Below are 18064 nucleotides of genomic sequence, written 5' to 3'. Positions count from 1 at the left end.
AGCCCATGTTCACCAAGATCCTGATCGCCAATCGCGGCGAGATCGCGCTGCGGGTGCTGCGCGCGTGCAAGGAGCTTGGCATCCAGACGGTGGCCGTGCACTCGACCGCCGATGCCGATGCCATGCATGTGCGCCTTGCCGACGAAAGCGTCTGCATCGGCCCGCCGCCGGCGCGCGACAGCTATCTCAACATCCCGCAACTGCTCGCCGCCTGCGAGATCACCGGCGCCGACGCGGTGCATCCCGGCTACGGCTTCCTGTCGGAAAACGCCCGCTTCGCCGAGATCCTCGAAGCCCATGACATCGGCTTCATCGGCCCGACCGCCGAGCACATCCGCATCATGGGCGACAAGATCGCCGCCAAGCAGACGGCGCGCGACCTGGGCATCCCGGTGGTGCCCGGCTCCGACGGCGCGGTGACGCCGGCGGACGACGCCCATGCCATCGCCCGCGAGATCGGCTATCCGGTGCTGGTCAAGGCGGCGGCCGGCGGCGGCGGACGCGGCATGAAGGTGGCGCTCAGCGAAAAGGATCTCGACACCGCGCTGTCGACGGCCCGCTCGGAAGCCAAGGCCGCCTTCGGCGACGATGCGCTCTACATGGAGAAGTATCTCGGCAAGCCGCGCCACATCGAGATCCAGGTGCTGGGCGACGGCCGGGGCAACGCCATCCACCTCGGCGAGCGCGACTGCTCGCTGCAGCGCCGCCACCAGAAGGTCTGGGAGGAAGCCCCCTCCCCGGCGCTGAACGCGGCGCAGCGCAAGGAGATCGGCGAGATCGTCGCCGCCGCCATGCGCAAGCTGAAATACCGCGGCGTCGGCACGATCGAGTTCCTCTACGAGGACGGCCAGTTCTACTTCATCGAGATGAACACCCGCCTGCAGGTGGAACATCCGGTGACTGAAATGATTACCGGTATCGACCTGGTCAACGAGCAGATCCGCATCGCCTCCGGTGCCGAACTGACGCTGCGCCAGGAGGATGTGGTGTTCGAGGGCCATGCCATCGAATGCCGGATCAATGCGGAGAACCCGCGCAGCTTCGCGCCTTCGCCGGGCAAGATCACCTATTACCACCCGCCCGGGGGTCTCGGCGTACGCGTCGATTCCGGCGTCTATCAGGGCTACCGGATCCCGCCGCATTACGACAGCCTGATCGGCAAGCTGATCGTGCATGGCCGCAACCGGGTGGAGTGCATGATGCGGCTGCGCCGCTGCCTCGACGAATTCGTCGTCGACGGCATCGAATCGACCATTCCTCTGTTTCGCGACCTGGTCGACAACCAGGACATCGCCAACGGCATGTACGACATCCACTGGCTGGAGAAATATCTCGCGGCCAAGACGGACGTCTGACGGGACGGATGGCGCCGCCAGCCGGCGCCGTCCCCCAACGTTTGCCGGCGCCCGAACGGGGCAACCGGCAGGAAAGGCAGCCATGGGCCGGAACACCCGCGATCCGCTGGTCATCACGCCGCAGGTGCTGCTCAAGGCCTATGCCTGCGGCATCTTTCCGATGGCCGAGTCGGCCGAGGACCCCAACCTGTTCTGGATCGAGCCGGAACACCGCGGCATCCTGCCGCTCGACGGTTTCCACATCCCGCGCCGCCTGCGCCGCACCCTGCGCCAGGACGTGTTCGAGATCCGCATCGACCACGATTTCCAGGGCGTGATCGACGGCTGCGCCGCCCCCACCGACGACCGCCGCAAGACCTGGATCAACAGCGAGATCCGCCGCCTCTATGGCGCGCTCTATGACATGGGCTATTGCCACACGGTGGAGGCCTGGCGCGACGGGCAACTGGTCGGCGGGCTCTACGGCGTGTCGCTGGGCGCCGCCTTCTTCGGCGAGAGCATGTTCGCCCGCGAGCGCGACGCCTCCAAGGTGGCGCTGAGCCATCTGGTGGCGCGGCTGATCGCCGGCGGCTACGAGTTGCTGGACGCCCAGTTCGTCACCGAGCACCTCTCCCAGTTCGGCGCGCTGGACGTGCCCAAGGCCCGCTACGACAGGCTGCTTGGCAACGCGCTCGCCCGCTATGGCGATTTCCTGACCCTGCCCGACCGGGTGAGCGGCGAAGAGGCGCTGGCCGTCATCGACGGCGCGCAGGATGACGCGGCCGGGGGCTGACCGCTTCTAAACCTCCAGGCCGAGCAGCCGCGCGACCTCTTCGGCAAGCAGGCGGGCCTCGTCCGCGCCCTTGCCGCGCGCTTCCGTCTCCAGGATCGTCAGCCCCTCGCCCATCGAGGCGGCGAAGGCCGTGCGGTTGCCGAGCCGGGCGGAGGCGACGGTGAAGCCGTTCTCGCCGATCAGCCCCATCACCTCGGCGGTCAGCGCGGCGCGCGGCGGCACGCGGTTCAGAACGACGAGCGCGTCGGTGCCCTCGCGCCGGGCGATGTCGACCGTCTGGCCGGTGGCCCACAGGTCGACCTGCGTCGGCTGCATCGGCACCAGGACGAGGTCGGCGGCCTCGATCGCCGGGCGCACGTCGGAGTCTGTCTTGGGCGGCGTGTCGAGGATGACGAGGCCGTGGTCGCGGGCGAGCGAACGCGCCTCGCGCCGGGCGCCCCAGCCGCTGGAGGTGCGGAAGGAAAGACCGGTCGCGCCGTCGCCGAGCGAGTCCTCGCGGGCCTCGTACCAGGTGCCGAGCGAGCCTTGCGGGTCGATATCGACCACGGCGACCGGAAAGGCGCCGCGCGCGGCCAGCGCCACGGCAAGATGCGCCGCCAGCGTCGTCTTGCCCGAGCCGCCCTTTTGCTGCGCGACCGAAATGATACGCCCCGTCATCGTCCGCTCCCACAGGTCTCGTTCACGCTGTTGTTGCCGCCATTGTTGCATTGCAAAAAAACAAAGACAATCGTCATCGCCACATAGCCGGCGCCGCCCCGCCAGGCATGCTCCGCCGCCCACTGGACCGACTCCCGGCAAGGGCGTAAACAGGAGCGCCCCGCATGCCGGAGCGGAGCTTCGCCGGCGCCCCGCACGCGGCCCCCCCGAGAGGAGACTTTCCGTGACAGACTACGTGATTGCCCCGCCTCCGGCCGCCGATGTCGCGGTCGAGGGGACGGACGCACGCTTCCCGATCCGCCGGGTGTTCTGCGTCGGGCGCAACTATGCCGCCCATGCCCGCGAGATGGGCAAGGATCCGGACCGGGAACCGCCGTTCTTCTTCACCAAGCCGGCCGACGCGGTGTGCGATGCCGGCGGCACCATCCCCTATCCGCCGCTGACGGCGGACCTGCATCACGAGGTGGAGCTGGTCGTCGCCATCGGCCGCGGCGGGCGCGACATCGCCCCTGAGGAAGCGGAAAGCCACATCTGGGGCTACGGCATCGGCCTCGACCTGACGCGCCGCGACCTGCAGCAGCAGGCCAAGGACCTCGGCCGGCCCTGGGACTGGGGCAAGGCCTTCGACCGCTCCGCCCCCTGCTCGCCGCTGGTGCCGGCAAGCCGCATCGGCCACCCGAAGAGCGGGCGCATTTCCCTGAAGGTCAACGGCGAGCTGCGCCAGCAGGGCGACCTTGCCGACCAGATCTGGCCGGTGGCGGACATCGTCGCGATCTGCAGCGCCGCGGTGGAGCTGAAGCCGGGCGACCTGATCTTCACCGGCACCCCGGCCGGCGTCGCGGCGCTGCAGCCCGGCGACCTCCTGGAGGGCGAGATCGAGGGCGTGGCGCGGCTCAGCCTTGCCATCGGCGCGCCGCGGGACCGGGACTGACCCCATGGCCGCAGACGGAGCCCCAGTGCCTGCTCCCGCCGTCTGGACACCGCCGCGCGCGAGCGCGCGCGTGGTCTTGCGCTCGCTCGCCTTCCAGGGGCTGGTGATCGCCAGCCTGGTGCTGCTGGCACCGGCCTGCATCCTGATGCTGCTGCCGCGCGCGGTGACGCGCAAGGTGGCGCGCCTCGTCGTGCATGGCTGGCTGGGCCTGCTGCGGCTGACCGTCGGGCTCGCCTACGAGGTGCGCGGGCGGGAAAACCTGCCGGAGGGGCCCTGCCTGATCGCCGCCAAGCACCAGTCGGCCTTCGAGACGCTGGCGCTGCAGGTGATCCTGACCGACCCGGCCTTCGTGCTGAAGCGCGAGCTGACGCTGATCCCGGTCGCCGGCTGGGGCATGTGGCGGCTCGGCCATATCGCCATCGACCGGAACGCCGGCGCCAGCGCCCTGATGAGCCTGATCCGCCAGGCGAAACGGCGCATCGCCGACGGCCGGCAGGTGGTGATCTTTCCCGAAGGTACGCGCAGCGCGCCGCTCTCCGCCCCGAACTACCGTCCGGGCGTCGCCGCGCTGTACCGGGCGCTGCAGGTGCCCTGCGTGCCGGTGGCGCTGAATTCCGGCCTGTTCTGGCCGCGCAACAGTGCGTGGAAATTTCCCGGCCGCATCACCATCGAGATCCTGCCGGCGCTTGCCCCCGGACTGTCCAGCGGCGCCTTCATGGCCGAGTTGCAGCAGGCGGTGGAGCCGCGCTCGGCGGAGCTTGCCCGCGAGGCGATGGCGACGCCCCGGCCCTGACGGCTCAGGCGCCGGGGATCAGCGCCCTGGATCAGGCGCCTTGGATCAGGCGCCCCGGATCAGGCGACGGGAGCGCGATCCGCCGGCGAAATCGCGGGCCATCCGGTAGATCTCCGGCGCATAGAGCATGAAGTGGACGATATAGGCCGAGATGGTGACGATTTCCTGCACCGTATAGGCATAGTAGATGTCGTATTCGGGGATCGGCAGGTCCAGCCCCTTGACCAGGAACAGCAGCACATAGAACCCGGCAAGGCCGGCGGTGACGAAGGCAAGGTCGCGGCGCAGGCGCGTGTAGCGCGAGCCGAGGCGCAGATAGGTCGGGCGTCCCGTGTCCGGCAGGCGCAGCAGCCGGGTGGTGAGAATGCCGCTCATCAGGATCGACAGGGCCTGGAACACGAAGAACAGGTAGCTGCCGAGCATGTGCAGGTCGTGATCGTGGCGGAAGGTCACCTGGGTGCAGATGACCATGCCCGTGGTCCCGAGCGCCTGCATCACCAGGAACACCGCCATCAGCCGCCGCAGGCTGGTCGCAACGCGCGGCAGATGGCCGGCGCGCGCGGAAATCGCCCCGAGGAAGGCAAAGGACAGCGGCACCATCGCCAGCGCGATGACGATGGCGACGGCAAGGATCGCGGCGGCGAAGGGGTCGCCGATGGCCGGATCGGTAATGGCGCGGCTGACGGTCGGCGCGCTGCGCAGGATATAGTCCGGGTGGCGCTCGTAGAAGGCCCAGCGGGCCCAGACCATCATGTAGATGGCAAAGCCGGGAATAATCACCACCGGCAGCGCCGCGACCCACCCGGCGAGCCGGGCGCCGCGCGAGGCGTCCGCCGCCGCCGCCGACCCGTCGGCCGATGCCTCCCCCGCTCCGGCTTCCAGAGACTGTTCCATGCCGTGCCGTTGCCCCGATTCTGCCTCGTCTTGCGCCCGGCTTGCGGCCCGGCCGTGTCGCCCTAGCCATACGGACAGGACGTCAATAGTGGAGCCGCCGCGATCCCGCAAGCCGCGCGGCCAAGCGCGCGAAGGGAGGCGGCCTGCCGGTACCTGCCGGGAGGGGCGCCGGGGCGCGACCTTATTTTCACTTTCCTGCTGGAACCAAGTCGGCTTACCCCTTATGACATCGGCAAAACACGTTGCAAATCGCAGGTACGAGGCTGACATGGCACAAACGGCCGAGGGGATGGATAGCGCAACGATCGAGCGCCTGCTCGATCTGGTGGCGAAGGAAGGCATGGTCGGGCGCGAGGCCTTGGTGCCGGAAGCCAGCTTCGAGGATCTCGGCATCCAGTCCGCCGATATGGTCGTCATCCTGATGGCGATCGAGGAGGAATTCGGCGTCTATATTCCCGTCGACGGCGATCTGGCCGAGGCCAGCACGGTGGGCGACTTCCTCAAGGTCCTCGCCGCGCGGATGAAGGAAGCCGCCGCGTGACGGCGGCAGGCCGGCGCGTCGTCGTCACCGGACTGGGCGCGATCACCGCTGCCGGCTCCGGGGTGCCCGCCCTGTGGGAGGCCGCGCGCGAGGGACGCAGCGGCGTGTCGGACTTCCGCCTCGACCGCTATCCGCGCCAGCGCATCACCCGCGCCGCGCATATCGCCGGTTTCGATCCGGCCGCGCATCTGAGCGAGCAGGAACTCAAGACCACCGACCGTTTCGCGCAGCTCGCGCTGGTCGCCGCCGCCGAGGCGCTGACACAGGCCGGCCTCGACACGGGCGCGCCGCTCGGCCCCCGCTTCGGCGCGATCATCGGCTCGGGCATCGGCGGCTCCTGGACCACCGACGACGGGCACTATGCCTTCTACGTCACCGAGACGCGCACCGACCTGCTGACCATCGCCAAGGTGATGCCGAATGCCGCCGCCTCGCAGATCAGCATGCGCTACGGCGTGCGCGGCCCCTCGCTGGCGATCTCCAGCGCCTGCGCCTCCGGCACCCAGGCGGTCGGCTACGGCTTGCAGATGATCCGCGCCGGCATGGCCGATGCCATGCTGGTGGGCGGCAGCGAGGCGCTGCTGACGCCGGCGACCTTCCGCGCCTGGGAGGTGCTGCGGGTGATGGCGCCGGAAACCTGCCGGCCGTTCTCCGACAAGCGCAACGGCATGGTGCTGGGCGAAGGCGCCGCCGTGCTGGTGATCGAGGAGCTGGAGCACGCCTTGAAGCGCGGGGCGACGCCGCTGGCCGAGATCGCCGGCTACGGCACGACCAGCGATGCCGGCGACCTGCTGCGCCCGACGGTCGAGGGACCGGCCGCCGCCATGGCCAATGCGCTGGCCGATGCCGGCCTGACGCCGCGGGACATCGGCTATGTCAACGCCCATGGCACCGGCACGGTGCTCAACGACATTTCCGAGAGCGAGGCGCTGCGCCAGGTGTTCGGCGCCCATATCGGCGAGGTTTCCGTCTCCTCGACCAAGCCGATCCACGGCCATGCCTTGGGCGCGGCGGGCGCCATCGAACTGGTGATCACCGTCCAGGCGCTGCGCGACAACATCGCCCCGCCGACGATCAACTGGCTGGCGCCGGACCCCAAATGCCTGGCCGACCCGGTGCCCAACACCGCCCGCGCCCGGCCGATCGATGCGGCGATCAGCAATTCCTTCGCCTTCGGCGGGATCAACGCCACCATCGCCATCCGGAAGGTCTGACCGATGGGCGGAGCGGGCGACACGGGCTGGACCGGGATCGCCGAGCTGGAGCTTGCGACGGACCGTGCCGCCGTCGCCGCCTTCGCCGCCGCGCTCGGAGCACCTGCCGGCTTGGTGCCGGCGACCTATGCCTTCACCGTGTTCTCCCATCCCAAGGTGCTGGCGATGCTCGCCGAGCTTGCCGCCGAGCGCGCCGCCGCGCTGGTCCACCAGGCGCAGGACTTCGTCTTCCACGCGCCGCTGCAGATGGACCGCCGCTACACGGTCGCCGTCGACTGGAAGCGGCACGAGGAGCGCGCCGACCGCCTCACCCTGCGCGGCCGGGTGCGCGGCGAGACGGAGGGCACGTTCCTGCAGGAGTTTCGCGCCGAGATCGTGCTGTTCGAGAATCGCGAGCGCGCGCCATGAGCACCCTTGCCGTCGGCCACCGCTTCGACGACACGAAGCTCGCCCACCTCGATGCGGCGGCCGTCGCCGCCTATGCGCAGGCCTCCGGCGACCGCAACCCGATCCATCTCGATGCGGCGGCCGCCCGCGCCGCCGGCCTGCCCGGCCCCATCGTCCACGGCATGCTGGTGATGGGCCGCCTTGAGGGCGCGATCCGGAACTGGCTGCCGGGCGCGCGGCTCAAAGGCCTCTCCACCCGCTTCGTCAAGCCGCTGGCAGTCGGCGACGGCATTGTCATCGGCGGGCGCCTCGCGCGGATCCGTCCGCTGGAGGGCGGAGGCACGGAGCTGGTCCTGCGCCTCACCATCGCCAATGGCGCCGGCACGATGATCTGCATCGGTGAGGCCGTGCTGGAAAGCGTCCCGCTGACGGGCTGAGCCCTACGCGTCCTCGGAGACGGTGGCATCCGCCCAGGCCGCAATGGCCTCGACATCGGCCGGCAGCCGGGTCGCCATGTCGCCGCAGAAGTCCAGGAAGGCCGGCAGGTTGAGCCCGTTGACGCCGACGATGACCGCCATGCCGGCGGCCAGCGCCTCGGCGATCACGTCGCGAAAGCCCCTGCCCTCGGCCTCCTGCTTGCCGAACTTGTTGATCATCAGCACGTCGCCGCCGCCGGCGAGCCTTGCGGCGGTCTCGCCGACCGCCTGTTCCAGCCCCTGCGGATCGAGACGACAGCCGCGCGACTGCGGCCCCAGCGACTGCGAGATGCGGATCAAGGGCCCGTCCGGCAGCACCTTGACGTCCATGTCGCAAGGGCGGTCGTCCTCGCAGGCGGTGTTGATCTGGACGACGCCGAGAACCCGCAAGCCCCGCCCCTCGAGCCGCTCAGTGACCCGGGCGAGCACCGTGTCCATGTCGCCGCGTCCGGGAGACGTCGTGTAGGCCAGTCGCATGGTAAGGTCCGCTTCCCGTCCAAAGGCTGTCGATCCGCGCCGGGGCGGATCCCTTGCAAGCACAGGTATCGCAGACCTTCACCGGCCGAGGCAAGAGTATCGGGGGCGGAAGACCCGTTTACAAGTTCGGCAGCAGCGCCGCGACGGCACGCTCGACGCCGCGAAGCTCGGCAAGGCCGCGCAGCCGGCCGATCGCCGGATAGCCCGGCGTCGACACCCGGCGCAGGTCGTCGAGCAACTGGTGGCCGTGGTCGGGCCGCATCGGCAGCACCGCGCCGCGCGCCCGCTCGAGGCGCACGACCTGGGAAATCACCGCGACCATGTCGACATCGCCGTCGAGATGGGCGGCCTCGTGGAAGCTGCGCCCGTCCGCCTCACGCTTGGTCGCCCGCAGATGCAGGAAATGCACCCGCTCGCCGAACCGCGCCAGCATCGCCGGCAGGTCGTTGTCCGCCCGCACCCCGTAGGAGCCGGTGCAGAAGGTGAAGCCGTTGGCCGGGCTCGCCGACATCGCCGCGATGGCCGCCATGTCGTCCACGCAGGAGACGATGCGCGGCAGGCCGAACAGCGGACGCGGCGGGTCGTCCGGATGGATGGCGAGCACCGCCCCGGCCCGCTCCGCCGCCGGCAGGACGATGGCGAGGAAGGCGGCGAGCTGGCCGCGCAGGGCCGCCGCGTCGATGCCGGCATAGGCGGCGAGCCGCGCGCGGAAGCTCTCCAGCGAGTAGCTTTCCTCCGAGCCCGGCAGGCCGGCGATGATCGTGTCGGTGAGCCGGGCGATCTCGGCGGCGTCCATGCCGGCATGCAGGCGCCGGGCGGCCTCGATCTCGGCCGGCGCATAGTCGGCCTCGGCCCCCTCGCGCGCCAGGATGAACAGGTCGAAGGCGGCGAACCGCGCCTGGTCGAAGCGCAGGCAGCGGGCGCCGTCCGGGAGTTCGTGCGCAAGCTCGGTGCGGGTCCAGTCGAGCACCGGCATGAAATTGTAGCAGATCGTGCGCACGCCCTCGGCGGCGAGGTTCTCGACGCTTCTCGCCCAGGCCTCGGCATGGCGCTGCCAGCCGGGCGCCGCCGTCTTGATGTCCTCATGCACCGGGATGCTTTCCACCACGACCCAGACGAGGCCGGCCGCCTCGATCATCTCGCGGCGGGCGCGGATCGCCTCGCGCGGCCACACCGTGCCGTTCGGCATGTCGTGCAGGGCCGTGACGATGCCGGTCGCGCCGGCCTGGCGGATGTCTGTGAGGGTGACCGGATCGGACGGGCCGAACCAGCGCCATGTCTGCTGCATTGCGTTCGTTTCCCTCGGGCGAGGAGATGAATGGGATCGACGGCGGCGGTCAGGTGCTTGCGGCGGCGACCGGCCCGCTGTCGAAGAGGTAGCCGTCGAATTGCGGATCATCGACATCCGACAGTTCGAGCAGGGTCTGGCGGACGTTTTCCAGGTGCTGCCACATGGCCTGGCGCGCGGCGCGCGGATCGCGGCATTGCAGGGCGGTGAGGATCGCCTGATGATCCTCCAGCCACTGGCCGCGATAGCCGCTGTCGAAGATGCGGCTGTGCAGGCGCGCCCACATCGGGCTCTGCTCGCGCTTGCGCCACAGCTCGTCGATCATGTCGACCAAGACGCTGTTCTGCGTCGCCTCGGCGATCAGGTGATGGAACAGCTCGTCGCCGGAATAGTCTTCCGACCCGGTCTCGATGGCCTTGCGTTCCATGTCCAGCGCCTGGCGCATGCGCAGGATGTCGGCCTTGGTCACGGTCGAGGCGGCGAAGGCGGCGATGCTGCTCTCCAGCACCTGCCGGGCCTGCAGCAGCTCGAACGGGCCGATGTCGCCGCCGCTGGTCGGGCTCTCGCCCGACGGCAGCCGCGACACATAGATGCCCGAGCCCTTGCGGACATCGACGAAGCCCTCGATCTCCAGCATGATGACGGCCTCGCGCACCAGCGAGCGGCTGACGCCGAGTTCCTCCGACATCTGCCGTTCGGTCTTGATGCGGTCGCCGACCTTGTAGCCGCCGCTCGTCAACTCCCGCTTCAGGGCCTCCGCGACATCCTCGTAGCGCCGCTTGCCGCCCGCATCTCCGGTCATGCCATCTCCTCCCCGCCCGCCTCCGCGTCGCGGCGCTCGGCATAATAGGCCGACAGCACCGCGAAGGCGTCCTTGCGCGTCGCCTTGTCGGCGGCGATCAGGCCCTTCTTGTTGAAACCACGCTGGAAGATATTTTGCCGGCGTTCAACCCGGAAATCGTAGAGAATCCAAGGCGACATGCCCTTGACATAGGAGAGCGCGCGCAGGGTCTCGATCTGCTTTTCGTAGACCTCGGTCATATAAGCTTCGCTGAACAGGCCGCGCGCCGGGGCGCCCTCGCCGATGGCACCGTCCGCGCCGGTCTCGGAGATGACCACCGGCTTGCCCGGATCGGAATTGCGGCCGATCTCGACGAGATCCTCGAAATTCTCCTCGTACCAGCCGTAATATTCGTTGATGCCGATCACGTCGATATGCTCGGCGAGCCGGTCCTCGATGCGGTTGCGGGCGTGGTTGACGAGGCAGGCGGCCGAGGTCAGGCGCGTCGGATCGAACGCCTTGGCGGTGTCGGCGAGGCCCTTCATGAAGTCGAGCCGGGCGTCGGTGTCCGGATTCTCGTTGCCGACCGACCAGATGATGACGCTTGCCCGGTTGCGGTCGCGCTTGATCAACTCGATGAGCTGGTTGCGCGCGTCGCGATAGGTCGCCGGATTGTCGAAGGCGATCGCCCAATAGACCGGGATCTCCTCCCACAGCAGGAAGCCGAGCTCGTCGGCCAGCCGCGCCGCCATCTCGTGATGCGGATAATGGGCAAGGCGCAGGTAATTGCAGTTGAGATCGCGGGCATCGGCGAAGCGGCGGCGCAGGTCCGCCTCGCTCGTCACCTTGCCGAGCTCCCGGTCGTCCTCATGCACGGAAATGCCGCGCAGGAACAGCGAGCGGCCGTTGAGGCGGATCTCGTCGCCGACCCGCTCGATCTGGCGGAAGCCGATGCGGTCCTCGACCCGGTCGTCGCCGGCGGCAAGCGACACGGCATAGAGCCTCGGGTTCTCCGGCGACCACAGCTCCGGGCGCGCCTCGACGATGACCTCGCCGCGGCCGTCGGCGCCGAGCGCGATCGTCTGGCGGATGCCGATTTCGGCGATCTCCAGCACCGCCTCGCGCGCCCCGCCATCGACCTCGACGGCGGCGCGGATGCGGCGATAGCTGCCGTCCGGCACCAGATGCACGAAAAGGTCGCGGATCACGCTGGTCGGCGTCTCAAAGAGCGAAACCTCGCGGTAGAGGCCGCCATAGTTGAACCAGTCGGTGTTGCGCATCGGCACGCGGTCGAGCGTGCGCGTGTTGTTGACCATCAGCATCAGCCAGTTGCGCCCGGGGCGCAGGTGGCCGGTCAACTCGCAGAAGAACGGCGTCGAGCCGCCATAATGGTTGCCGAGGAACGCGCCGTTGAGGAAGACCTTGCAGTCGTACTGGGCGGCGCCGACGCGCAGGAAGCGGCGGCCGGAGCCGAGGTCGGGCGGCATGTCGAGCGGCCGGGTGTACCAGGCGCTGCCCTCGAAGAAGTACCAGGTCTCTTTCAGCATCTGCCAGCAGGAGGGCACCGGCACGGTGTCGCCCTCATAGGGATCGTAGTCCCAGGGCTCGGCGCGCTCTTCCGCCGGCATCGGCTGCATGGCGAACCACTTCTGGCGCAGGCCGGTGTCGAGCAGGTCGACGCAGAAATTCCAGGCGCCGTCGAGGCTGACCGGGGTGCGCCCGCCGACGAAGATCATCGTCTCGTGATTGAGCGCCTGCGTGTTGTAGGGACGGTCGTAGTCCTCGTCATGCAGGGCCTGCAGGGCGTTTTCGGCAAGGGCGGAACGTTCAAGCACGAGCGAACTCCGGAACGGCCCCTCTCGTGGGGGGGGGGCAGGCGCGGACGGGGAAGGCCCGCGCCCCGGCACGCGGCCGGGACGCGGACAGCTTTCGGATGACGCCTTATTCGGCGGCGGCCTTGATCCGCTTGATCAGGTCCGCGACGCGCTCGGACTTGGCGGCGGCTTCCTCATGCATCGGCAGGACCTTCTCGACGAAGGGGGCCTTGTCGACCTCGATGAAGGTGACGCCGAGCTCGGACTTGGCGAGCTCGATGCCCTCGGCGACTTCCCGGTTCCAGTTGTCGCGGTGGAAGTCCATCGATTCGCGCGCGGCCTGCCGCAGCGCGGTCTGCTGCTGCTCGGTGAGCCCGTCCCAGGTCTGGGTGGAGACCATCACCACCGACGGGATCATCGTGTGCTCGTTGTTGGAATAGATCTTGGAGACCTCGCCATGGCGGGCGGTGGTCAGCGCCAGCGGGTTGTTCTCCGCGCCGTCGACGACACCCTGCTGCAGGGCGCTGTAGAGCTCGCCCCAGGCGATCGGGGTCGGGCTGGCGCCGAGCAGCTCGACCATGCGGATGGCCGACGGGCTCGGCTGCACGCGCATCTTCATGCCCTTGAGGTCGTCCGGCGTGCGGATTTCCTTGTTGGCGTAGAAGGAGCGGGCACCCTCGACATAAAAGGCGATGCCGACGAAGCCCTTGTCGTGCGAGGCGGCGAGAATGTCGTCGCCGATGTCGCCGGACAGGACCTTGTAGTAGTGGTCGTCATTGGCGAAGATGAAGGGCAGGTTCAGCGCTGCATAGGACTCCTCGAAGGCCTCCAGCTCGCTGGCGTTGGAGCGGGCCATGTCGAGCGTGCCGTTCTGCATCAGCTCCATCGACTCGCGCTGGTTGCCGAGCTGGGCATTGGCATAGACGCGGATCTTGATGTCGCCGCCGGTCAGCTCATTGACCCGCTCGGCCATGAATTCCATCGACTTGTGCAGCGGATGGTCTTCCGGATTGTTGTGGTTGAGCCGCAGCGTGCGGGCCTCGGCGGCGGACGCGAAGGCGATCAGGGCCGCGCCGGCGATGGCGGCGGCGCGAAGGGACATGCGCATGGGGTACCTCCCGGTTGTTGTGCGGCCGGAGCGGCAGTGCCGCCCCCGGCCTTGCGGGCCCGCGACTGGTCTGCCGGCCACACAGATTGGCCGACCAATTCAGGTCAGCTCGCCCCTGAGACTTCTTCAGAGCCGCCCTCATGTCAACCAGTTTTGAAAATTGGTTGACCAATTTTTGGAAATCGGCGATGTCAGAAACACCGCAGCCGTCTGTCGGCCAAGCGGACAAGACCGGCCCGCATGGACGGGCCGCAGACGGGAGGACACCATGGCAGCCACCGGCCTTTCGGCCCCGCCAAGGCGCGTTTCGCCATGAACGCCCTGAAGACCCGGATCGACCGGATCCTCGGCCTGCTGATCGCCGCCGTCTTCGCGGTGCTCGTCGCCTGTGTCGTCTGGCAGGTCGTCTCGCGCTATGTGCTCGGCACCCCGAGCACCATCACCGACGAGATGGCCCGCTTCCTGTTCATGTGGACCGGCCTGGTCGGCGCCGCCTATACGCTCGGCCAGGGCCGGCACCTGGCCATCGACGTGCTGCCGCTGATGGTCAGCGCCCGCGCCGCCCGCGCACTGGCGGTCCTCGTCATGCTGCTGATTGCCGGCTTCGCGGCGCTGGTCATGGTCTATGGCGGCATCCAGTTGATGTCGCGGACCCTGGCGACCGGCCAGGTCTCGCCGGCCCTGCGCATCCCCATGGGCTATGTCTACGGCGCCATCCCCTTCTCCGGCGGGATGATCCTGTTCTATTGCGCCTGGTTCCTCGTCGGCTATGCCCGCGGCGAGCCCCACCCGACCGACACCGACGCTGATACCGACACTGGCACCGGCACGCCCGCCGGCGGCCGGCGGGACTGAGGAGCCGACCAGATGGAACTGCAGAGCGCACTCACCCTGTTCGGGTCCTTCGGGCTGCTGATGGCGGTCGGCGTGCCGATCGCCTTCGCCATCGGCATCGCCACGGTCGTGACCTTCATGCTGTTCATGACCTTCAACCAGTCGGTCTACATCACCGCCCAGCAGATGGCCTCCGGCCTCGACAGCTTCACCCTGCTGGCGATTCCCTTCTTCATCCTGGCCGGCAACATCATGAATCGCGGCGGCATCGCCCTGCGGCTGATCGAATTCGCCAAGGTGCTCGGCGGCCAGCTGCCCGGCTCGCTCGCCCATTGCAACGTGCTGGCCAACATGATGTTCGGCTCGATCTCCGGCTCGGCCGTCGCCTCGGCCGCCGCCGTCGGCGGCGTCATGGCGCCGCTGCAGAAGAAGGAGGGCTACGCCCCCTCCTACTCGGCCGCCGTCAACATCGCCTCCTGCCCCACGGGCCTGTTGATCCCGCCCTCGACCACCTTCATCGTCTATTCGCTGATCACCAACGGCACCTCGATCGCCGCGCTGTTCGTCGCCGGCTACGTGCCCGGCATCCTGATGGGCCTCGGCATCATGACGGTGGCCGGCATCATCGCCAAGAAGCGCGGCTACCCGGTCGCCCCGCGCCCGAGCCTGGACGAGGTCGTGCGCAAGACGGCCGACGCGATCCTGCCGCTCGGCCTGATCTTCATCGTCATGGGCGGCATCATCGGCGGCGTCTTCACCGCCACCGAGGCCTCGGCCGCCGCCGTGGTCTACACCCTGTTCCTGGCGCTGGTCTGGTACCGGGAGATCAAGATCTCCGACCTGCCCGGCATCATCCTGGAATCGGCCGTCACCACCTCCATCGTGCTGCTGATGATCGGCTGCTCCATCGCCATGTCCAAGGTGATGGCCTTCGCCGACATCCCCTACACGATCTCCGACATCCTGCTCGGCCTGTCGGACAACCCGATCGTGCTGCTGCTGGTGATCAACCTCGCCCTGCTCGTCGTCGGCACCTTCATGGACATGACGCCGGCGCTGCTGATCTTCACGCCGATCTTCCTGCCGGTGGTGGCGGGTCTCGGCATGGACCCGGTGCATTTCGGCGTGGTGATGACCTTCAACCTGTGCATCGGCATCTGCACCCCGCCGGTCGGCTCGGCCCTGTTCGTCGGCTGCTCGGTCGCCAAGGTCTCGATCGGCGACGTGCTGAAGCCGCTGCTGCCCTTCTACGGCGTGCTGATCGCGATGCTGCTGCTGGTCACCTTCGTGCCCGAGCTGAGCCTCGCCCTGCCCCGCCTCCTGCTCGGATACTGATCCGCGGAGCCAGACAATGAAACCGCTGAAGACCTTCCGCCTCGAACGCCGCTTCGAGGACGGCATCGACCTTCGCGTCGATGGCCGCCACCTGATGACCGTCTTCGTCCTCGACGAGGCGCTCTTCCGCGTCACCCTGCGCAAGGACGGCGCGTTCCGCCTGCCGCGGAGCTGGAGCGTCGCGCCGGAGCTTGCCCGCGGCGGCGCCGACGTGCCGTGGCAGGGCCGCGACCGGCTCGACCTGTCCGGCCATCCCTGCCCTCCCTTCACGCTGGAGGAGACGGAGGGCGGCCTGCGGCTTGAAACCTCCGTGCTGCGGCTCGACATCGCCGCCCCGCTCGCCTTCACCTGGTCGGCGCGGCAAGGCGACGGCAATTGGGCGGTGTTCGCCGAGGAGCGTCCGACCGGCGCCGTGCTGCTGGGCCTGCGCGACCACGCCCATGCGCATTTCCTGCTGCGCCATCCGGGCGAGAAGGTCTACGGGCTCGGCGAGAAGGCCGGCGACCTGGAGCGCTCGGGCCGCCGCTTCGAGATGCGCAATCTCGACGCCATGGGCTATGACGCGCGCAGCACCGACCCGCTCTACAAGCACATCCCCTTCACCGTGACCCGCACGCCGCGGGCCGGCAGCTTCGGCCTCTTCCACGACAATCTGGCGGGGTGCTGGTTCGACCTCGGCAACGAGCTCGACAATTACCACCGCCCCTACCGGGCGTACCGGGCCGCCGACGGCGATCTCGACTATTACATGAGCTGGGCGCCGGACGTGCTCGGCATCGTCAAGCGGCATGTGACGCTGACCGGCGGCACCGCCTTCCCGCCGCTGTGGACGCTCGGCTATTCCGGCTCGACCATGCATTACACCGATGCGGAGAACGCGCAGGAGCAGCTTCAGGGCTTCGTCCGGCTTCTCGCCGAACACGATATTCCCTGCGACAGTTTCCAGCTTTCCTCCGGCTACACCTCGATCGGGGCGAAGCGCTACGTCTTCAACTGGAACCACGCCAAGGTGCCGGACCCCAAGGCGATGTCGGCGAGTTTCGCCGCCGCCGGCCTGCATCTGGCCGCCAACATCAAGCCCTGCCTGCTGCAGGACCATCCGCGCTACGCGGAAGCGGCCGAAGCGGGCCTCTTCGTGCGCGACAGCGAGACCGGCGCGCCGGAGCGCTCGTCCTTCTGGGACGACGAGGGCTCGCATCTCGACTTCACCAACCCGGCGACGGTGCGCTGGTGGCAGGACAACGTCACCGCCAAGCTGCTCGACAACGGCATCGGCTCGACCTGGAACGACAACAACGAATACGAGGTGTGGGACGCGCAGGCGCGCTGCCACGGCTTCGGCGAGGAGATCGGCATCGGCCTGATCCGCCCGCTGATGCCGGTGCTGATGACCCGCGCCAGCCGCGAAGCGCAACTGGCGCATGCCCCGAACCGGCGGCCCTACTTGATCTCCCGTTCCGGCGCGCCGGGACTGCAGCGCTACGCCCAGACCTGGTCCGGCGACAACCGCACCGACTGGGCGACGCTGCGCTACAACATCCGCATGGGCCTCGGCATGTCGCTGTCCGGCCTCTACAATATCGGCCATGACGTCGGCGGCTTCGCCGGCCCCCGGCCCGATCCGGAACTCTTCGTCCGCTGGGTGCAGAACGGCATCTTCCACCCGCGTTTCACCATCCATTCCTGGAACGACGACGGCACGGTCAACGAACCCTGGATGTATCCGCAGGTGACCGACCTGGTGCGCGAGGCGATCCGCTTCCGCTACCGCCTCGTCCCCTATCTCTACACCGCCCTGCACCAGGCGGTGGCCGCGCATGAGCCGATGCTGCGCCCGACCTTCCTCGACCATGAGCACGATCCGCGCTGCTTCGAGGAATGCGACGAGTTCCTGATCGGCCGCGACCTGCTGGTCGCGAGCGTCGTCGATCCGGGCGCGGCGGAGCGCCGCCTCTACCTGCCGGACAACGGCAGCGGCTGGTGGGACTTCTGGACCGGCACCTGGCATGCCGGCGGCCGCGAAGTGACGGTGCCGGTGACGCTCGCCTCCATGCCGCTCTTCGTGCGCGCCGGCGCGGTGCTGCCGCTCGCCGACGGCCTGTCGCGCGCCGACGCCGCGCGCGACACGCGGCGCACGCTGGCGCTGTTCCCCGCGCCCGGCCCCCATGCCGGCGTCAGCCTCGAATATGCCGATGACGGCCTGACCGTCGACGCGCCCCATGCCCTGACCCGCATGGAGCTGGCAAGCGATGCGGATGGCCTGCGCCTGTCGCTGGCGCGCAGCGGAGACTACCGCCCGGCCTTCGACGCGGTGACTGTCGTGCTGCCGGCCGGCGAGACCCGCCCGCTCACCGTCAACGGGCGCCCTGCCGCGTCCGGCGACAGCGTATCCCTTGCCGGAGACTGA

General features: G+C 68.9%; 18 protein-coding genes. 11 read left to right on the top strand and 7 right to left on the bottom strand.

The window, feature by feature from the left end:
- Nucleotides 1-5 precede the first annotated feature (5 nt).
- Together accC and aat are read left to right on the top strand one after the other, a co-directional pair.
- Entirely contained in the window at nucleotides 6-1355 is a 1350-nt protein-coding gene (gene accC / locus TSB10P1A_RS17635; protein WP_186389261.1) for an acetyl-CoA carboxylase biotin carboxylase subunit, read from the top strand.
- 82 nt (nucleotides 1356-1437) lie between these two features.
- A complete protein-coding gene (gene aat, locus TSB10P1A_RS17630) occupies nucleotides 1438-2127 on the top strand; it encodes a leucyl/phenylalanyl-tRNA--protein transferase (protein ID WP_186389260.1) in 690 nt (229 codons plus the stop codon).
- Between the two features lie 6 nt (nucleotides 2128-2133).
- On the opposite strand, the gene parA is transcribed toward aat, so the two are convergent.
- Nucleotides 2134-2784 carry a ParA family partition ATPase gene (gene parA, locus TSB10P1A_RS17625; protein WP_186389259.1) on the bottom strand — a complete coding sequence of 217 codons (651 nt, stop codon included), beginning with the start codon at nucleotides 2782-2784 and terminating at the stop codon, nucleotides 2134-2136.
- A gap of 223 nt (nucleotides 2785-3007) precedes the next feature.
- On the opposite strand from parA, the gene TSB10P1A_RS17620 reads away from it, so the two are divergent.
- A complete protein-coding gene (locus TSB10P1A_RS17620; RefSeq protein WP_244293170.1) occupies nucleotides 3008-3715 on the top strand; it encodes a fumarylacetoacetate hydrolase family protein in 708 nt (235 codons plus the stop codon).
- Between the two features lie 4 nt (nucleotides 3716-3719).
- Complete coding sequence (locus tag TSB10P1A_RS17615) at nucleotides 3720-4508, top strand: 1-acyl-sn-glycerol-3-phosphate acyltransferase (RefSeq protein ID WP_186389257.1); 789 nt, start codon at nucleotides 3720-3722, stop codon at nucleotides 4506-4508.
- A gap of 45 nt (nucleotides 4509-4553) precedes the next feature.
- Here the strand turns inward: TSB10P1A_RS17615 and TSB10P1A_RS17610 are convergent, their stop codons facing one another.
- A complete protein-coding gene (locus tag TSB10P1A_RS17610; protein WP_186389256.1) occupies nucleotides 4554-5402 on the bottom strand; it encodes a hypothetical protein in 849 nt (282 codons plus the stop codon).
- A 268-nt stretch (nucleotides 5403-5670) separates the two neighbouring features.
- Here TSB10P1A_RS17610 and TSB10P1A_RS17605 point away from each other — a divergent pair, with 268 nt between their 5' ends.
- Genes TSB10P1A_RS17605 through TSB10P1A_RS17590 form a run of 4 tightly spaced genes read left to right on the top strand, consistent with a single transcriptional unit; the run spans nucleotide 5671 to nucleotide 7981 of the window.
- Nucleotides 5671-5943 carry a phosphopantetheine-binding protein gene (locus TSB10P1A_RS17605; RefSeq protein WP_186389255.1) on the top strand — a complete coding sequence of 91 codons (273 nt, stop codon included), beginning with the start codon at nucleotides 5671-5673 and terminating at the stop codon, nucleotides 5941-5943.
- Nucleotides 5940-7157 carry a beta-ketoacyl synthase gene (locus TSB10P1A_RS17600; protein ID WP_186389254.1) on the top strand — a complete coding sequence of 406 codons (1218 nt, stop codon included), beginning with the start codon at nucleotides 5940-5942 and terminating at the stop codon, nucleotides 7155-7157. Before TSB10P1A_RS17605 ends, TSB10P1A_RS17600 begins: the two co-directional genes overlap by 4 nt.
- A gap of 3 nt (nucleotides 7158-7160) precedes the next feature.
- The gene (locus tag TSB10P1A_RS17595) at nucleotides 7161-7565 is read left to right on the top strand and encodes a hypothetical protein (RefSeq protein ID WP_186389253.1); all 405 of its coding nucleotides are present in this window, start codon (nucleotides 7161-7163) and stop codon (nucleotides 7563-7565) included.
- Nucleotides 7562-7981 carry a MaoC family dehydratase gene (locus TSB10P1A_RS17590; RefSeq protein WP_186389252.1) on the top strand — a complete coding sequence of 140 codons (420 nt, stop codon included), beginning with the start codon at nucleotides 7562-7564 and terminating at the stop codon, nucleotides 7979-7981. The genes TSB10P1A_RS17595 and TSB10P1A_RS17590 overlap by 4 nt, the downstream gene beginning before the upstream one ends.
- 3 nt (nucleotides 7982-7984) lie before the next feature.
- On the opposite strand, the gene TSB10P1A_RS17585 is transcribed toward TSB10P1A_RS17590, so the two are convergent.
- The 5 genes from TSB10P1A_RS17585 to TSB10P1A_RS17565 all read right to left on the bottom strand — a co-directional run bounded on the left by TSB10P1A_RS17585 (nucleotide 7985) and on the right by TSB10P1A_RS17565 (nucleotide 13488).
- Nucleotides 7985-8497 carry a DUF2478 domain-containing protein gene (locus TSB10P1A_RS17585; protein WP_186389251.1) on the bottom strand — a complete coding sequence of 171 codons (513 nt, stop codon included), beginning with the start codon at nucleotides 8495-8497 and terminating at the stop codon, nucleotides 7985-7987.
- Between the two features lie 118 nt (nucleotides 8498-8615).
- Complete coding sequence (uxuA, locus tag TSB10P1A_RS17580; protein WP_186389250.1) at nucleotides 8616-9785, bottom strand: mannonate dehydratase; 1170 nt, start codon at nucleotides 9783-9785, stop codon at nucleotides 8616-8618.
- A 49-nt stretch (nucleotides 9786-9834) separates the two neighbouring features.
- Nucleotides 9835-10587 (bottom strand): FCD domain-containing protein, encoded by a 753-nt coding sequence (locus TSB10P1A_RS17575; RefSeq protein WP_186389249.1) that lies wholly within the window; start codon nucleotides 10585-10587, stop codon nucleotides 9835-9837.
- Complete coding sequence (locus TSB10P1A_RS17570; RefSeq protein WP_186389248.1) at nucleotides 10584-12401, bottom strand: glycoside hydrolase family 2 protein; 1818 nt, start codon at nucleotides 12399-12401, stop codon at nucleotides 10584-10586. The genes TSB10P1A_RS17575 and TSB10P1A_RS17570 overlap by 4 nt, the downstream gene beginning before the upstream one ends.
- 106 nt (nucleotides 12402-12507) lie before the next feature.
- Nucleotides 12508-13488 carry a TRAP transporter substrate-binding protein gene (locus TSB10P1A_RS17565; RefSeq protein ID WP_186389247.1) on the bottom strand — a complete coding sequence of 327 codons (981 nt, stop codon included), beginning with the start codon at nucleotides 13486-13488 and terminating at the stop codon, nucleotides 12508-12510.
- 240 nt (nucleotides 13489-13728) lie between these two features.
- Between TSB10P1A_RS17565 and TSB10P1A_RS17560 the strand changes: the two genes are divergently transcribed.
- The 3 genes from TSB10P1A_RS17560 to TSB10P1A_RS17550 are packed head-to-tail and all read left to right on the top strand — an operon-like array spanning nucleotide 13729 to nucleotide 18064.
- A complete protein-coding gene (locus TSB10P1A_RS17560) occupies nucleotides 13729-14343 on the top strand; it encodes a TRAP transporter small permease (RefSeq protein WP_208987132.1) in 615 nt (204 codons plus the stop codon).
- A 12-nt stretch (nucleotides 14344-14355) separates the two neighbouring features.
- Nucleotides 14356-15657 carry a TRAP transporter large permease gene (locus tag TSB10P1A_RS17555; RefSeq protein ID WP_186389246.1) on the top strand — a complete coding sequence of 434 codons (1302 nt, stop codon included), beginning with the start codon at nucleotides 14356-14358 and terminating at the stop codon, nucleotides 15655-15657.
- Nucleotides 15658-15673: 16 nt separating this feature from the next.
- A complete protein-coding gene (locus tag TSB10P1A_RS17550; protein WP_186389245.1) occupies nucleotides 15674-18064 on the top strand; it encodes a TIM-barrel domain-containing protein in 2391 nt (796 codons plus the stop codon).

Origin of the sequence: Stappia sp. TSB10P1A (assembly GCF_900185725.1) — a bacterium.
Taxonomy (GTDB): domain Bacteria; phylum Pseudomonadota; class Alphaproteobacteria; order Rhizobiales; family Stappiaceae; genus Stappia.
This window is presented reverse-complemented; position numbering and strand designations above follow the sequence as displayed.

What these genes read in the sequence shown, in the direction of transcription:
- accC (WP_186389261.1), top strand. Translation starts at nt 6, where the DNA reads ATGTTCACCAAGATCCTGATCGCCAATCGCGGCGAGATCGCGCTGCGG.
- aat (WP_186389260.1), top strand. Translation starts at nt 1,438, where the DNA reads ATGGGCCGGAACACCCGCGATCCGCTGGTCATCACGCCGCAGGTGCTG.
- parA (WP_186389259.1), bottom strand. Translation starts at nt 2,784, where the DNA reads ATGACGGGGCGTATCATTTCGGTCGCGCAGCAAAAGGGCGGCTCGGGC.
- TSB10P1A_RS17615 (WP_186389257.1), top strand. Translation starts at nt 3,720, where the DNA reads ATGGCCGCAGACGGAGCCCCAGTGCCTGCTCCCGCCGTCTGGACACCG.
- TSB10P1A_RS17610 (WP_186389256.1), bottom strand. Translation starts at nt 5,402, where the DNA reads ATGGAACAGTCTCTGGAAGCCGGAGCGGGGGAGGCATCGGCCGACGGG.
- TSB10P1A_RS17605 (WP_186389255.1), top strand. Translation starts at nt 5,671, where the DNA reads ATGGCACAAACGGCCGAGGGGATGGATAGCGCAACGATCGAGCGCCTG.
- TSB10P1A_RS17595 (WP_186389253.1), top strand. Translation starts at nt 7,161, where the DNA reads ATGGGCGGAGCGGGCGACACGGGCTGGACCGGGATCGCCGAGCTGGAG.
- TSB10P1A_RS17590 (WP_186389252.1), top strand. Translation starts at nt 7,562, where the DNA reads ATGAGCACCCTTGCCGTCGGCCACCGCTTCGACGACACGAAGCTCGCC.
- TSB10P1A_RS17585 (WP_186389251.1), bottom strand. Translation starts at nt 8,497, where the DNA reads ATGCGACTGGCCTACACGACGTCTCCCGGACGCGGCGACATGGACACG.
- uxuA (WP_186389250.1), bottom strand. Translation starts at nt 9,785, where the DNA reads ATGCAGCAGACATGGCGCTGGTTCGGCCCGTCCGATCCGGTCACCCTC.
- TSB10P1A_RS17575 (WP_186389249.1), bottom strand. Translation starts at nt 10,587, where the DNA reads ATGACCGGAGATGCGGGCGGCAAGCGGCGCTACGAGGATGTCGCGGAG.
- TSB10P1A_RS17565 (WP_186389247.1), bottom strand. Translation starts at nt 13,488, where the DNA reads ATGCGCATGTCCCTTCGCGCCGCCGCCATCGCCGGCGCGGCCCTGATC.
- TSB10P1A_RS17560 (WP_208987132.1), top strand. Translation starts at nt 13,729, where the DNA reads ATGGACGGGCCGCAGACGGGAGGACACCATGGCAGCCACCGGCCTTTC.
- TSB10P1A_RS17555 (WP_186389246.1), top strand. Translation starts at nt 14,356, where the DNA reads ATGGAACTGCAGAGCGCACTCACCCTGTTCGGGTCCTTCGGGCTGCTG.
- TSB10P1A_RS17550 (WP_186389245.1), top strand. Translation starts at nt 15,674, where the DNA reads ATGAAACCGCTGAAGACCTTCCGCCTCGAACGCCGCTTCGAGGACGGC.